Here is a 14384-nt window from a genome sequence, read left to right as displayed (position 1 = left end):
ATGGAATGCGAAAGCGAACGGGGATCACGGGAAATCCGTGTCGGCGTAAGCGAAATTTCGTGATGGCACGCGGGGGTTCAATCCGGCGCATCGACGGGTACGGCCCCGAAGAGGTCGCGTCCCCTCACTATCATGTTCCCGCAGGTGCAATCACTGCGGAAATATATGCAGCTGGGGCCCGCACCCCGAGGGATGCGGGCCCCAGCTACGTATTACACGTCAGCGTCAGACGGACACGATGTTCTCGGCCGTCGGGCCCTTCTGGCCCTGCGCGATGTCGAAGGTGACCTTCTGGCCCTCCTGCAGCTCGCGGAAGCCCTGGGCGGCGATGTTCGAGAAGTGGGCGAACACGTCAGCGCCGCCACCATCCTGCTCGATGAAGCCGAAACCCTTTTCCGCGTTGAACCACTTCACGGTGCCAGCAGTCATTTCATATCTCCTTTGGGCAGTACGCCGGAATCCGTACCGTACGGACGCCGTGTCGCCGCGATGATGCCCTGCCCGGAAAATGACCGGAAATACAAAGCGCTTCCGTTCGGCACATGGCCAGCGGGAGACGCTTGAAGTTTTTTGGGTACCAAAACTGCAACCGGGATCGACAGTAGCACGCCGTGGCGGCCCGCGTACGCTGAATAACTCCCTTCCGTTCATTGCGGGCAGAATTCTCCCCGCATCACGCGTCAAACCCTCCCCTGGCGGCAATAGATACTGGCCCATCGGGAGCGCAGATCAAGGAAGACGGTTGCCGTTCACCACTCGAAGGATCATCTCTTCTGCACCCCTGATCCGCCCCCGCCTCGGGTGGCTGAGCACGGGAGGGAACTCGGCCCCCGCCAAGTCAGTCATGTGGCTGCCAGGACGATGGCCGTGTAGTGCGCTGTGAAGGCGGCGATGGTGAGGGCGTGGAAGACCTCGTGGAAGCCGAACCAGGCCGGTGACGGGTCAGGGCGGCTGCAAGTTCCTGGGGTGTGCGGCTGGTCGGGTTGTGACCGGTTGGGGCGTATAACAGGGCAGGCACGGGCTTCGTGATCATTGTGGTGTCTAAGCCCGATGATCACGAGGTTGCCCGTGCCTGCCGCTGTATCTTCTCCCATCCCTGCCGTGCTGGTGAAGCTGGGTCCACTGGATGCCGGTCGGATCGCCGACCTGCGTCCCTACTTCGACTCGGTACCCGACCCGCGCTCCCGGCGGGGCCGGTGGTACTCGCTGACCGCGATCCTGCTGGTGTCCGCCTGCGCGGTCGTCTCGGGAGCCAGGAGCATCGACGAACTCGCCGAGTGGGGCCAGCGTGCTTCGAACGCACTCCTGACAGTGATCGGTATCCGCCGCCACCTGCTCAGATGGCGGCGCGCTCCGTCGCCTGCCACGATCGGCCGTGTGCTGGGGGCTGTTGACGGTGACGCCCTGGACCGGGCGGTGGGCGCCTACCTGGCCGACCGGCATCGCGCCGCCACCGAGCCCGCCCAGGCGCCGTCGCCCTCCGCGTCCGGGCGGCCGCGCGTGATCGCTGTCGACGGCAAAGCACTCAAGGGATCAGCCCGTCTGGCCGCGACGCGCCGGCATCTGCTCTCCGCGGTCACCCACGGCACCGTCGTGACCCTCGCCCAGGTGGAGGTCGGCGCGAAGACGAACGAAACCACACACTTCCAACCGCTCCTGGCGCCGCTGGACCTGGCTGGCGCCGTCGTCACCTTCGACGCCCTGCACTCGGTCAAGGCGAACATCTCCTGGCTGGTCGAGACCAAGAAGGCCCACTACATCGCCGTGATCAAGACCAACCAGCCGATCGCCCACCGCCAGCTCGCGGCCCTGCCGTGGCGGGACATCGCAGTCCAGCACACCGCCTCCGCCTTCGGGCACGGCAGGCGCGAGTCCCGCTCGATCAAGACCTGCGCGATCGCTGAGGAACTCGGCGGGATCGCCTTCCCCCACGGCCGCCTGGCCATCCGCGTCCACCGCCGCCGCAAGCAGACCGGCAAGCGCGAAACCCGTGAGAGTGTCTACGCCGTCACCAGCCTCGACGCCCACCAGGCCGGCCCGGCCGATCTGGCCGCCGCGATTCGCGGGCACTGGGGAATCGAGAACTCCTCGCACCACATCAGGGACGTCACCTTCGCCGAGGATGCCTCCACCGTCCACGCGGGGACCGCACCACGAGCCATGGCGACCCTCCGCAACCTCGCCATCGGCGTGCTGAAAACCCTCGGAGCCGACAACATCGCCAAGACCACCCGAGCCATCCGCGACGAACCCGAGCGAGCACTCCCCATCCTGGGCATCACCAACGATCCGGACACCTACGGAACTTGATCAAGCCCTGACGTACAACTTCACCCAAACGGCGTCGGTGTGTGCTTCCACAGCCTTGACGATGAGGTCCCAGGGGACGCTGTCGAAGAACTTCTGGATGTCGAGGTCGACGACCCAGTCCTTCTTCCAGCAGCGTTCTCGGCACTTTTCCACCGCGTCCAGTGCAGACCGCCCGGGCCGATATCCATAGGAGTCCGGATGGAATTTCGGTTCCACCTCGCGCTCCAAACGGGCAGCCACTACGGTCTGTGCGATTCTGTCCGCGACCGTGGGAACGCCGAGGATTCTGGTACCACCGCCATGCGGCTTCGGAATCTCCACCGCTCGCACCGGGGGCGGAAAGTAGCTGCCCGAGGACATCCGGTTCCAGATCTTGAAGAGATTTCCCCTCAGATCCTTCTCGAACTCTTCGATCGAGCAGCCATCCACACCCGGCGCCCCCTTATTGGCTCTGACCTTCTCCCATGCCTCCCATACTTCCCACTTCGAGATCTCAAACGACTTCCCTGGCGACTTCAGCTCGCCCACCCGACTCCTCCCAGGACACGCCCGGTTGATCGAACGAACACAGCCACGGATGACCCGGCCCCTTCGCTCCATCCCCATTACAGAGACTTCATCACTACTACGAGCCGGTCCGCCGGCGAGTCCCGCACCGGTACTCGATCCCTCGCGGTTTCCGCCGCTTCGGGACACTCCCTCTCCCTGCCCATGAGGCAGGATTATCGGGACTCGCCTTCCCACGTTCCACGTGAAAGCAGCAGACCAGGCTCGCGTCGCCTCCATGCCGGGCACCGTCTGGCCAGTAGACGGGTGTCCGCCAGACTTGTCCTGGAGCCATATCTACACCCCCAGTTTCGATGCCGTCTGAATACGTTTTCGACACGTCATCAGCGATTCGCTTGCGCTCGCCTTCCTGGTCCCCACCTGACGCCTCGTGGACGCCTTTTCCACATCGCTCACCACGACGGTCTTCAGCCAACGCAGCATGTGGTGGTTTGAAGCCTCCCCCCGCAGGGCGGCTCCGAAGGGCCTACCTTCATCTTTCACGCAGCACCGCATTCAAAGAGGTGCCGACCTACATTCCTGAACCTCTCCTCCTGCGTTCGTGGCACACTGACATCACCTATATCCCCACCGATGAGGGCTGGCTGTATCTGGCGACCTGGCTGGACCTGGCGACCCGCGAGGTCGTCGGCTACTCCATGGCCGACCACCACCGGGCCGACCTGGTCGTGGACGCGCTGATGATGGCCGCTGGACGCGGGCAGCTGAAGCCCGGATGCATTGCGCACTCGGACCGCGGCAGTGAATACACCTCCAACGAACTCCGGTACGAGATAGACCGGTTGGGACTGCGGCAGAGCATGGGCCGCACCGGTTCGTGCTTCGACAACGCCGCCGCCGAGTCGTTCTTCGCACTGCTGAAGGAGGAGATCGGAACCCGCCGCTGGCCCGACCGCGCCAGCGCCCGCGCGGAGATATTCGCTTTCGTCGAGACCTTCTACAACCGACGGCGCCTACGCCGCCATCCACGCTGGGGCTACCTCACCCCGCTGGAGACCCGGCAGCGTCTCGAACAAGAACACGCCCTCGCGGCGTAAGCATCGAGTGTCCAAGATCACGGGGAAACTTCACACCTGCTGGTCCGCCGCTACTGACTTTTGAGTGGTGATGTCGTGGGGGCTGACGGAGCTTGATCGTCGCGGTATGCCGGTTGCATGAGGTATCCGCAGGGTGGTGGGCTGACGCCTGAACGGCAGGCGTTTCGCGAGCGGATCCGGATGGAGGCCGCCGAGCGGTTTGCCGCGGGCGCCTCCAACGCGGAGGTCGCCAAGGACTTACGGGTGAGTGTGCGCTCGGTGCAGCGCTGGCGCCGGGCCTGGCAGGACACCGGTAGCGATGGGCTGCGGTCGTCCGGGCCGGTGTCGCTGCCGAAGCTGAGTGACAGGCTGTTCGCGGTGCTCGAGGAGGAACTGGCCAAGGGGCCGGTCGCGCATGGCTGGCCGGACCAGGCGTGGACGCTGTCGCGGATCAAGACGCTGATCGGGCGCCGGTTCCACAAGAGCCTCACCCTGTCGGGCATCGCCTTGATGTTGCGGCGCCATGGATGGAGCCATCAGGTGCCGGCCCGGCGGGCGCTGGAACGTGACGAGGACCGGGTGACCGGGTGGATCAAGGAGACGTGGCCGCAGGTGGAAGCACCGCGGCGGCGCTCGGGGCTTGGCTCGTCTTCGAAGACGAGGCCGGATTCTCGATGACGCCGCCGACCCGCCGCACCTGGTCCAGGCGAGGGCACACGCCCGTCATCCGCGTCCGCGGACGCTCCCAGCGCCGCTTCTCCGTCGCCGCGCTGGCCTGCTACAAGCCTGGAGAACGCTCCCGCCTGATCTACCGGCCCAAGCGGCACGAGGACCACAAACGCGGCGGCCGGCGCAGCTTCACCTGGACCGACTACCGCGACCTGCTGATCACAGCACACCGGCAGCTCGGCGGCCCGATCGTCCTCATCTGGGACAACCTCAACATGCACAAGGACGCCCGGATGCGGGCCTTTATCGACAGCCAGGACTGGCTCACCGCCCACTACCTGCCGCCCTACGCACCCGACCTGAACCCGGTCGAGGGCATCTGGTCACTGCTGCGACGCAGCTGCCAGGCCAACACCGCTTTCGCCGACCCCGAGCACCTCATCCGCGCACTCCGCCGAGGCATCCGAAAGATCCAGTACCGCAGCGACCTCATCGATGGATGCCTCACCGAAACCGGACTCACGCCGACGACACCACGCCTACAACCTCAGTAACCGGGCGGGTCCCGCGCCCTGTCACCCGATGGACGGTTGCCAGGTGGCAGAGGCATCAGACGGTGAGCACGCTGTGACTGGTGCATCCAGAGGGCTTGGCCCCCACCCCTCCAGCCCTCCACCACCCGGGCCCCCGCCGCACACCCCCGTCACCGGCGGGGGCCCTCCTAAACGTCGCATCTACGGCACGGTGCCCAAGAACCGCAGGTCAGCCCTGCCGGACACGCCACGATCCGGTAGGCGCTGCACACGCGGGCAGGCTACATAGGCGACGTGGGCCTGGTCGACGTGACCCGCGTCGTCCTGGACTCCGCCCACGTCCGGGCCAAAAAGGGGGCGAACTCACAGGTCCGAGCCCCGTGGACCGAGGCAAGCCGGGCTCCAAAATGCACATCCTCTCGGACGCGAACGGACTGCCCCTCGTCGTCGGCGTCTCCGCGGCCAACACCCACGACAGCGAAGCACTGAAGCCGATGATCAACGGTCACCAAACGGGACACGACCCCGAACGCGGCCGTCACTTCAAGCCCCAGCGCCTTCACGCCGACAAAGCCTACGACGTCCCCCACCTGCGGAAATGGTTACGTGGACAACGGATCGGCGTGCGTATCGCCCGCAAAGGAATCGAGTCCAGCGAACGACTTGGCCGCCGACGATGGGTCATCGAACGCACCATGTCCTGGCTCACCGGCTACCGCCGACTCAACCACCGATCCGAACGCGATCCCCGCAACTACCTGGCCTTTCTCGGCCTCGCCGCTGCCCTGTGCTGCTACAAACGGCTCGTCCGCCTCACCACATAGGACACGGTCAAAGCAGGCCCCTCCGCGTCGCCGCGGAGGGGCCTGTCTCGCGTGCGAGTACCACGTCTGGGGGGGAGACGGGGCCCTCAAGCACTCGGAGCAGTATGGCACCCGTCGAACCGAACAGCACGCCTACGAACCCGGGTGTAGCGCGGGCCCGCCCGATGGATGTGTGCGTATGGGGGGTACGCCGGACGGGACCGCGCTTCCAGAATGTGCCCTTGCCGGGCGCGGCGCGCGCCGGGGCTGAGGTGGATGGGCATGCACCCCGGGAGCCCACCCGGTGAGTGGATGACTCGCACGACCAGCCGGGCGGAGGGTGGGGGCGGCCGCACCCTGTGCCCGGTGCCTCGGGACACGCAGGAAGAGATCCCGGACGTGTGCCGCGGCGGCGGTTAGGCTCGCTTCGTTGTCTGTGGCCACATCTGCGGGCACCGAGGGCCCCGCGCGCGGGGCCCTTCTCGTGCTTAGCGACCCGTCGTGCGTGCGGTGAGGTCGACGGGGCCGCGTACTCGGGCCCGCCCGGCCGCAGCTTCGCCCCGCACGGCCAGGCGGGCGTCTGAGCGGCCCCGCCCGCCCCCTCTCTGACAGCCTCGGCTGAGACACCCGGTTTATCGGGTTAGTCTGGATGGGCGAGACAGGAGATCCCTTCAGCATGGCCAGCACGACCCCGATACCCGCCGGTGACGATCCGGCGCCGAAGCCGAAGCGGCGGACGTTTTCCGCGGAGTACAAGCTGCGGATCGTTGCCGAGTACGACGCCGCCCCGGCCGGGGAGAAAGGCGCGATCCTGCGCCGTGAGCGGCTGTACCACTCGCACATCATCGAGTGGCGCCAGGCCCGCGAGGCCGGCGCCCTGGATGCCCTGGCCGACCGGCGGACCTCGGCGGTGCGGCCGAAGAAGGCGGCCGAGCAGGCCGAGCTGGAACGGCTGCGCAAGAAGGTCGCACGACTGGAGAAGGACCTGGCCCGCCGGGACGCGGCCCTGGAAGTCATGGGAAAAGCCAACGCGCTCTTGGAACTGCTCTCCGAGAGCGCGGACTGAAGCACGCCGCCGCGCCCCTGATCGACGAAGCGTTCACGGGTGTGCAGGGCCAGTTGGGGACCACAGCAGCCTGCCGGCTGACCGGGCGCTCACGCGCCACCCACTACCGTCACATCAACCCCAAGCCGAAGCCCGCACCGTCCCCAAGACCCACGCCCGCCTCGGCCCTCTCGCCGGCCGAACGGGCAGAGATCCTGGCGCTGTTGAACCGGCCGGAGTACGTAGACCTGCCGCCCGCGCAGGTCTGGGCGCGTGAGCTGGACGCGGGGAACTACTGGTGCTCGGAGCGGACGATGTACCGGATCCTGTCCGCCGCCGGGCAGAACGGCGAACGCCGCCGCCAGGCCACCCACCCGCCCAGGACGATCCCCGAGCTGACGGCGACCGGCCCCTCGCAGGTCTTCACCTGGGACATCACGAAGCTGCCCGGCCCGGACAAGGGCATCTGGTACCACGCCTACGTGATCATCGACATCTTCAGCCGCTACATCGTCGGCCACACCGTCGAGCGGGCCGAAACGGCTGAGCGGGCGGAGGAGTTGATCCGCGAGACGATCGAGCGCAACGGCATCGTGCCAGAGACCGTGCACGCAGACCGCGGCACCTCGATGACCAGCAAGAAGGTGTCCCAACTGCTGATCGACCTCGGCATCACCAGGAGCCACTCGCGCCCCAGGGTCAGCAACGACAACCCATACTCGGAAAGCCAGTTCAGGACCACGAAGTACACCGCCGACTACCCAGAACGGTTCGATTCGCTGGCCCATGCCCGGGAGTGGATGGACGCCTTCATCACCTACTACAACCACGACCACAGACACTCCGGGATCGGCCTGCACACCCCCGCCTCCGTCCACTTCGGCACTGCAGAGGAGGTCCGCGACCAGCGGGCCACCGCTCTCGCCGAGGCATACGAACGCCACCCCGAACGCTTCGCCCGCCGACCAAGACCACCCGAGATACCCGGCCAGGTCTGGATCAACGACCCGGCGAAACGAAGGCAACCCGAACCACAAGGTTCATAGCACCGCGAACGTCTCATTTGACTTGACAACTACCGGCCAGAGCCAAGGGGAAGCCGGGCGGGGCCGCACTTCCAGGATGCAACCCACCAGGCTGGGGATCACGTGGGCTGCGGGGGATGTGGGCCCGGCAAAGTCACGGCCTACCTTGCCGAACGGCAAGTGCCTCGGGCTCGTCCTCACCGCACGTCTGGTGGAGGAACCCAGCGAGGGGCTGAGAGGACTTTCGCTACCTTTCTTGCCCGCAAGCCCGAACGGCCTTGAGGTTCGGATCCGTCTGGGGAATCGGTGAACACGGGCTGAGAGGGCTCCGGACTAGATTCGCGCGGCCGTCATGCCTTTCCGCATTTCTCCATGCAGGTGGTAGCGCGGTGCGGCGTGCTTGGTAGGTGGGCCGCACCTCCCGTGCACATCGGCGTGTCCTGCCGTAGTCCGGTCAACATGGTCGACGTCGGCCAGCACGACCACGGCGCGCGGGTCGCGCAGCACCGGGTGAATGCCCCCCGCGTCCACACGCCGGTGAGCGGGTCACGCCGGGCCGTGGTCAGTCGTGCGTGCAGCCACCGGGACTGAGACAGTGGAGCACCGAGTGACTCGGTAGGCCTCTTCGCCTTGGTTGATGACCGCGACTACTCCAGCGGAAGTTGCGGTGATCCCTTGCAATCCGGTCATGACGCGTTCGTAGGCAGCTACACCCAGAGTCTGACGACCCCGGCGACTATGCGGTCACAGTGCCAGCCGCGCAGGAGGAGTTCCAGCCCGCCCAGGGCCGCCTTGTTGGTCACCGCCCCCGTGGTCGCGGTCGACGGCAGAGCGCCCCGGGTCATGGTCGACGATGACCAGCTCGTGGCGATCCGGCGGGCCTGGGTGCCAGCTCCAGTGATGTGCTTGCCCTTCACCACATCGAACATCAGGTACGACCGGGCGGCGTGGCCGGCGGCGTCGTAGGTGCCCGACTTCAGCTCCGTGGAGGAGAGCCAGTGCCTGTTTGCTGTTCCTCACGCGGTCAGCACACCGGTGGCGAGCAGGCCGAACAGCAGCACTCCGACGACGACGCGGTAGATCACGAAGGCGTTGAAGGAGTGTTTGGCGACGAACTTCAGCAGCCACGCGATGGAGGCGTAGGCGACGACGAAGGAGACGGCGGTCCCGACGACGAGTGGAGCGGCGGCGGCCCCTGACCCCACGGCGTCCTTCAGTTCGTACAGTCCGGCGCCGGTCAGTGCGGGGATGCCGAGGAAGAAGGAGAGCCGGGTGGCGGCGACCCGGTCGAGGTCGAGGACGAGGGCGGTGGACATGGTGGCGCCGGAGCGGGAGAACCCGGGGAAGAGGAGCGCCAGGATCTGCGAACTGCCGACCAGCATGGCGTCCTTGAGGCTGGTGTCGTCCTCGCCGCGCTTGTGGCGGCCCATCTGGTCCGCCGCCCACATCACGACGCTGCCCACGATCAGGGAGCCGGCCACCACCCACAGCGAGGCGAGCGGGCCTTCGATGAGTGGTTTGGCGGCCAGGCCGACGACGACCACCGGGATGGTCGCGTAGACGACCCACCAGGCGAACTTGTAGTCGTGGTGGTGGCGTTCATCGCGGTTGCGGATGCCGCGGCCCCAGGCGGAGACGATGCGCACGATGTCCTTGAGGAAGTACACGAGCACGGCGGCGATCGCGCCGACCTGGATGACGGCGGTGAAGCCGACGACCGAGGTGTCGTCGACGGGGATGCCCATCAGCCCTTCGGTGATCTTCAGGTGGCCGGTGGAGGAGATGGGGAGGAATTCCGTGATTCCTTCGACCACTCCCAGGACTGCGGCCTGGCCGATGCTGATGGCGCTCATCTGGGTCCGTTTCTGTGACGCGGTGCGGGCGGTGGTTGTCGTGCGGTGCGGGCGGGCTCAGCGGCGCAGTCGGCGCAGGGCCCGGCGCGCCCGGCTGCGCCAGCGGGCCCTGTGGCGCTGCCAGGTGCGGGAGCGCCGGGAGGCGGCGAGGTTGGTGAGCAGTTCCTCGTAGGCGCGGGCGACGTGGGCGGGGTCGAAGCGTTCGGCGGCGTGGCGGGCGGCCTGGCCCATGCGGAGCCGGCCGGGTTCGTCGGCGATCAGGTCGCACAGCGCGGAGGCCAGGGCCTGCGGGTCGCGCAGGGGGACCAGGCGGCCGTCGACGCCGTCGTCGATGATCTCGGCGGGGCCGAGCGGGCAGTCGGTGGCGACGACCGGTACGCCGCAGCGCATCGCCTCGACCAGCGTCATGCCGAAGGACTCGGCGTCGGAGGCGGAGGCGACGATCGAGGCCTTGGCGAACTCGGCCTCGATCGGTGAGACCGCGCCCATCAGCCGCGCCTGCCGTCCCAGGTCGTGCTGGTCGATGAGTTGCTGGAGCCGCTGCTGGTCGGTTCCCGTGCCGTAGATGCGCAACGTCCAGTCGGGGTACTTGGCGGCGACCTGCGCGAACGCCTCGATGAGCAGGTCGAACCGCTTGCCGCGGACCAGCCGGCCGGCTGCGGCGATCACCTTCGGTGTCTCCTGCGTGGGCGGCAGGCTGGGGTCGGGGACGCTGTTGGGTATGGCGAGGATGTGTACGCCGGGCAGGCTCATCTTCGCCCGGTAGGCGGCGGCGTCCGCTTCGGTGGTGGTGACCACCGCGTCCAGCTCGCGGTACGAGCGGGCGAGGTGGGCGCGGAGCTTCTTGCCGTGGCCGTCGTGGGTGAGGTGCTCCTGTGCGATGCGCAGGGCGCGGGCAGGGCCGAGGCGGGCCAGGTAGACGTTGATGCCGGGCCGGGTCCCGATGATGACGTCCGCGTCGCAGGTGCTCAGGTACTGCTCGACACGCTGGTCGGTGAGGCGGTTGTACTGCTTGTACCGCTTCTCCGCGCCGGGGAAGACACGGGCCGGCTCGTGTGTCAGCGGGTCGGCCGCGTCGGCGGAGTCCGGGCGGATGTCGACCAGGGGCACGACGGTCACGCGGGGGTCGACGGCGAAGCGGGGATCGGCACGGTGGCGCAGCATCGAGACCACCGTCACCTCGTGCCGGCCGGCCAGGGCTGTGGCGAGGTTGAGCGTGGTGCGGATGGTGCCGCCGATCCCGTAGACGTTGTGGATCAGGAAGGTGATCTTCATGCGGCGGGCCCCCGGCTCGTTTCCGTGCCGGTACGACGGCGCGAGCGGAGCAGTTCCAGGGCCAGCGGCAGCAGGGACACGGCGACGATGACGCCGACGATGGGGAGGAGGTAGCGGTCGACGTCGGGGACGGTCTCGCCGAGGGCGTAGCCGCCGAGGACGAGCCCGACTGTCCACGCCAGGCCGCCGGTGATCTGCCAGAGCGCGAAGGTTCGGGCGGGTACGCGGACGATACCGGCGAGCGGGTTGAGCACGGTGCGTACGACCGGGATGAAGCGGGCGAAGACGATCGCCTTGCCGTGGCCGTACCGGGCGAGCAGGTCCTCGGCCCGGGTCATGCCGTCGATCAGGTGCCGGTTGCGGGCCCGGGTCAGCAGGGTCCGTCCGGCGCGGCGGCCGATCAGGTAGCCGGCCTGCGCGCCGAGCAGCGCCCCGGCCGCGGCCGCCACAAGCACCCGGGGCAGGGACAGGTGCAGGCCGTGCGCGCCGGTGGTGCACAGCAGCCCGGCGGTGAACAGCAGGGAGTCGCCGGGCAGGAAGAACCCGATCAGCAGCCCGGTCTCGGCGAACAGCACCAGGAAGACGCCTGCCGTGCCGAACGTCGTCAGCAGCGATGTGGCGTCCAGCGGGTTGAGGGCGAGGGGCACCGGTAAGCCTTTCCTGCCGTGCGCAGCCAGGGGGCCGTGCTGTCTGGTGCGGGCGCATGGCACACTCGGGGGACGGCGGCTTTTACACCGTCGTAGAAGTTTTACACGACTGTAGAAGACGAGAGGAGGACCGGCAAACTCCATGAGCACTCCCATGCAAGGCCGCGGCCCGAAGCGGGCCAACGGCGAGCGCGAGGCCGAGATCCTGGGCCTGCTCCAGCAGGCCGACGGCGCGCTGACCCCCGGCGAGGTAGCCGAACGCCTCGGCAGCGAGCTGACGTACAGCACCGTGGTGACGATCCTCACCCGCATGCACACCAAGCAGCTGCTGACCCGCACCCAGCGGGGCCGCGCCTACGCCTACGCCCCGGTGACGGACGAGCCCGGCTTCGCCGCCCGTCGTATGCGTTCCGTCCTGGAGGAGCGGCCCGACCGCGAGGCCGTCCTCGCCCGCTTCGCCGACGGGCTGTCGGACGCCGATGCGGATCTGCTGCGCCAACTGCTCGGCCCCGACCAGAATCCGTAGAGGGGCGCCCGGATGCGCATCGCCGTCTACCTCCCGCTGCTGCTGTCTCTGCTCGCCCCGCTCGGGGCACGGCCTCTGTCGAATCGCTGCGATCCACGCCTGGCCACCTGGCTGCTCACTGCCATCTGCGTGGTCCTGGGCGCGGCAAGCACGGTGTCGCTGGGCTTGCTGGCAGTCACCGGCCTGATCCGCATCCCGCAGCTGGCCGCCCTCGGGCACTGGTCAGCGCGGGCAGCACAGCGGAACGACCCCGCTGAGATGTCCGTGGCGCTGATCGCCGGCCTGCTCCTGGGCGTCGCTGTCCTCATGGCCGCCCGCATGCTCTGGTACCGCGCCCGCTCGCTGGCCACCGCCGCGCTTGAGGCGGCCTGCATGCCCACGCACGACGGTCTGGTCGTGGTTGACGACGAGATCCCCGACGCCTTCGCGGTTCCCGGCCTTCCCGGCCGCGTGGTGGTCTCCACCGGCATGCTGCGCACCCTGGACGCCTCCGAGCGCGACATCCTGCTCGCTCACGAACGCGCCCACCTGACCGGCCACCACTACGCCTTCGTCGCATTCGCCCAGCTCGGCGCGGCCGCCAACCCCTTCCTGCGCCCTCTCGCCGCTGCCGTGACGTACACGATCGAACGCTGGTCCGACGAGAACGCCGTCGCCCGCACCGGCGACCGCAGGCGGGTGGCCCACACGGTCGGCAGGGCCGCCCTCGCCGCCCATCGAGCTCCCGCCCGGCCCGCATGGGCATCCCTGGGCATTCTCGGGCGCCGCACCTCCCCGCTCGCCGGAGCCGGGCCCGTGCCCCGTCGGGTCGCTGCTCTTCTCGCTCCGCCGCTTCGCCACCACCCGGCCCTGGCCGTCGCTACTGCCGTAGTCCTGGCGGCAGCGGCCATGTCCACCGTTGACGCCGTGCGCGACCTTCACCTTCTGCTGGAAGTCGTCGGCGCCGGGTAAGGGAGCCGCAGCCCGCGGGGGCAGCGGCCCTCGGGTGGGAGCCGGCTCCGGTGAATGTCCGGCCGACGCCTCTCACCGGGGATCCGGTGGCCTCTGCGTTCCGGTTCGGCCGCGCGTATCCGGAGGACCCGGCAACTCGTCATGCCGTCCGTGCAGGCCGCCCGCCTCGTGTGCCGGTGCTTCGGCGCTCGCGAAGGTGGGCGTATCCCATGAATCCGAACAGGATCGCAAGGAGCACTGCCGAAGAACCTGCGGTGCCGAGGTCGAGGCCGCCCTTGGCGGTGGGCTTGGTCAGGAAGTCGCCCGCGGTGGCGCCCAAGGGGCGGGTGAGTACGAAGGCGATCCAGAACAGCAGCACGTTGGGTACGGCGGGGACGTACATCAGGGCGAGCAGGCATGCGAGCAGTCCGGTGATGAGCAGTGCGCCGCCTGCGTAGCCGAGTCCGGAGCTGTCGGACAGGAAGTCGCCCATCGAGGTGCCCAGGGTGTTGGACACGAGGATGGCCGTCCAGAACAGGGTTTCGGCGCGGAAGGTGTGGATGTCCTGGAGGGTGAACGGCAGTCGGGTCAGGCGCCAGGCGGCGAAGATCGCGATCAGCAGGGAGACGAGGATGCCCGCGCCGGCGGGGTAGCCCAGCCCCAGCCCCTGAGGTCCCCAGCCCAGTGATGTCGAGCCGTGGGCGAGGTACTTGGCGCCGGCATCACGGTTCATGAAGTCGGACATCGTGGTGCCGGCCGTGCTGGTCGAGAGGATGACCGTCCAGTAGACGAAGGGGTTGTAGCGCCGCGACCGGAGCTGCACGGCCAGCGTGCCCAAGAAGATCACGAACAGGGCGATGGTGGTGAGGAAGTAGCCGATCTTGAGCGTCTGGGCGAAGAGGTCGCCTGCGGTCTCACCCAGCGTCGTCGCAGCGATCTTCATGATCCAGAAAGCAGCGGAGACCTGCGGCAGTTTCCCGACTGCCTCCGTACTTGCGTTCTCGCCGATGCCGGCGGCGGGTTTCCGAGCAAGGGTCAGCGGTTTCTCCATCTCCGTCCCTCCGGGGTGTAGTGAATGAGTGCTGGCGTCACGGAGGAGCCGGAAAGGATTCGCCGTCCGGCCGCCCTCGCGCGGGGTGTTCCGCGACGGGTTCAGCCGGCTATCGGGCCGGATCGCGCGTCGAA

At 68.1% G+C, this 14384-nt stretch carries 14 protein-coding genes and 2 pseudogenes; 8 read left to right on the top strand and 8 right to left on the bottom strand.

All coding sequences use genetic code 11. The features are described 5' to 3' along the window. Nucleotides 1-225: 225 nt before the first annotated feature. A complete protein-coding gene (locus AC1VWI_RS44335) occupies nt 226-429 on the bottom strand; it encodes a cold-shock protein (RefSeq protein ID WP_018560469.1) in 204 nt (67 codons plus the stop codon). Nucleotides 430-842: 413 nt separating this feature from the next. Then, nucleotides 843-950: pseudogene (locus AC1VWI_RS44330) on the bottom strand (PAQR family membrane homeostasis protein TrhA); the annotation flags it as partial. Nucleotides 951-1101: 151 nt separating this feature from the next. Here AC1VWI_RS44330 and AC1VWI_RS44325 point away from each other — a divergent pair. After that, nucleotides 1102-2310, top strand: coding sequence for an ISAs1 family transposase (locus AC1VWI_RS44325; RefSeq protein WP_499516457.1), 1209 nt, complete (start codon nt 1102-1104; stop codon nt 2308-2310). Here AC1VWI_RS44325 and AC1VWI_RS44320 read toward each other — a convergent pair whose 3' ends face one another. Beyond that, a complete protein-coding gene (locus AC1VWI_RS44320) occupies nt 2311-2838 on the bottom strand; it encodes a reverse transcriptase domain-containing protein (RefSeq protein ID WP_499516670.1) in 528 nt (175 codons plus the stop codon). 542 nt (nt 2839-3380) lie between these two features. Here AC1VWI_RS44320 and AC1VWI_RS44315 point away from each other — a divergent pair. The 5 genes and pseudogenes from AC1VWI_RS44315 (at nt 3381) to AC1VWI_RS44295 (ending at nt 7989) form a co-directional block, all read left to right on the top strand. Next, nucleotides 3381-3914, top strand: a complete 534-nt coding sequence (locus AC1VWI_RS44315; protein ID WP_499516669.1) for an IS3 family transposase — start codon at nt 3381-3383, stop codon at nt 3912-3914. Between the two features lie 117 nt (nt 3915-4031). Beyond that, nucleotides 4032-5116, top strand: a protein-coding gene (locus tag AC1VWI_RS44310) for an IS630 family transposase (RefSeq protein WP_499516668.1) whose coding sequence is annotated in 2 segments (ribosomal slippage) — nt 4032-4490 and nt 4493-5116 — 1083 coding nt in all. Because the reading frame shifts where the segments join, the coding sequence is not laid out codon by codon here. A gap of 264 nt (nt 5117-5380) precedes the next feature. Beyond that, nucleotides 5381-5919, top strand: a pseudogene (locus tag AC1VWI_RS44305) (IS5 family transposase); the annotation flags it as partial. Between the two features lie 655 nt (nt 5920-6574). Continuing rightward, nucleotides 6575-6964: a transposase gene (locus AC1VWI_RS44300; protein ID WP_419249714.1), complete on the top strand. Its 390-nt coding sequence runs from the start codon at nt 6575-6577 to the stop codon at nt 6962-6964. 41 nt (nt 6965-7005) lie between these two features. Beyond that, nucleotides 7006-7989: an IS3 family transposase gene (locus AC1VWI_RS44295; protein WP_419249715.1), complete on the top strand. Its 984-nt coding sequence runs from the start codon at nt 7006-7008 to the stop codon at nt 7987-7989. A gap of 686 nt (nt 7990-8675) precedes the next feature. Here AC1VWI_RS44295 and AC1VWI_RS44290 read toward each other — a convergent pair. The 4 genes from AC1VWI_RS44290 to AC1VWI_RS44275 form a co-directional block, all read right to left on the bottom strand. Continuing rightward, entirely contained in the window at nt 8676-8897 is a 222-nt protein-coding gene (locus AC1VWI_RS44290; RefSeq protein ID WP_499516667.1) for a hypothetical protein, read from the bottom strand. Nucleotides 8898-8984: 87 nt separating this feature from the next. Continuing rightward, nucleotides 8985-9821 (bottom strand): undecaprenyl-diphosphate phosphatase, encoded by an 837-nt coding sequence (locus AC1VWI_RS44285; RefSeq protein WP_499516666.1) that lies wholly within the window; start codon nt 9819-9821, stop codon nt 8985-8987. 57 nt (nt 9822-9878) lie between these two features. After that, nucleotides 9879-11096 carry a glycosyltransferase family 4 protein gene (locus AC1VWI_RS44280; RefSeq protein WP_499516665.1) on the bottom strand — a complete coding sequence of 406 codons (1218 nt, stop codon included), beginning with the start codon at nt 11094-11096 and terminating at the stop codon, nt 9879-9881. Next, a complete protein-coding gene (locus AC1VWI_RS44275) occupies nt 11093-11743 on the bottom strand; it encodes a DedA family protein (RefSeq protein WP_499516664.1) in 651 nt (216 codons plus the stop codon). The genes AC1VWI_RS44280 and AC1VWI_RS44275 overlap by 4 nt, the downstream gene beginning before the upstream one ends. Before the next feature lie 142 nt (nt 11744-11885). Here AC1VWI_RS44275 and AC1VWI_RS44270 point away from each other — a divergent pair, with 142 nt between their 5' ends. Together AC1VWI_RS44270 and AC1VWI_RS44265 are read left to right on the top strand one after the other, a co-directional pair. Then, nucleotides 11886-12269, top strand: a complete 384-nt coding sequence (locus AC1VWI_RS44270; RefSeq protein ID WP_499516663.1) for a BlaI/MecI/CopY family transcriptional regulator — start codon at nt 11886-11888, stop codon at nt 12267-12269. A gap of 12 nt (nt 12270-12281) precedes the next feature. Next, complete coding sequence (locus AC1VWI_RS44265) at nt 12282-13220, top strand: M56 family metallopeptidase (RefSeq protein ID WP_499516662.1); 939 nt, start codon at nt 12282-12284, stop codon at nt 13218-13220. A gap of 139 nt (nt 13221-13359) precedes the next feature. On the opposite strand, the gene AC1VWI_RS44260 is transcribed toward AC1VWI_RS44265, so the two are convergent. Next, the gene (locus AC1VWI_RS44260; RefSeq protein WP_499516661.1) at nt 13360-14142 is read right to left on the bottom strand and encodes a COG4705 family protein; all 783 of its coding nucleotides are present in this window, start codon (nt 14140-14142) and stop codon (nt 13360-13362) included. Between the last annotated feature and the right edge of the window lie 242 nt (nt 14143-14384).

This window comes from Streptomyces sp. TOM-9 (assembly GCF_056858595.1).
Note: the sequence above shows the minus strand (reverse complement) of the source record. Positions and strands in the feature narration are given on the sequence as shown.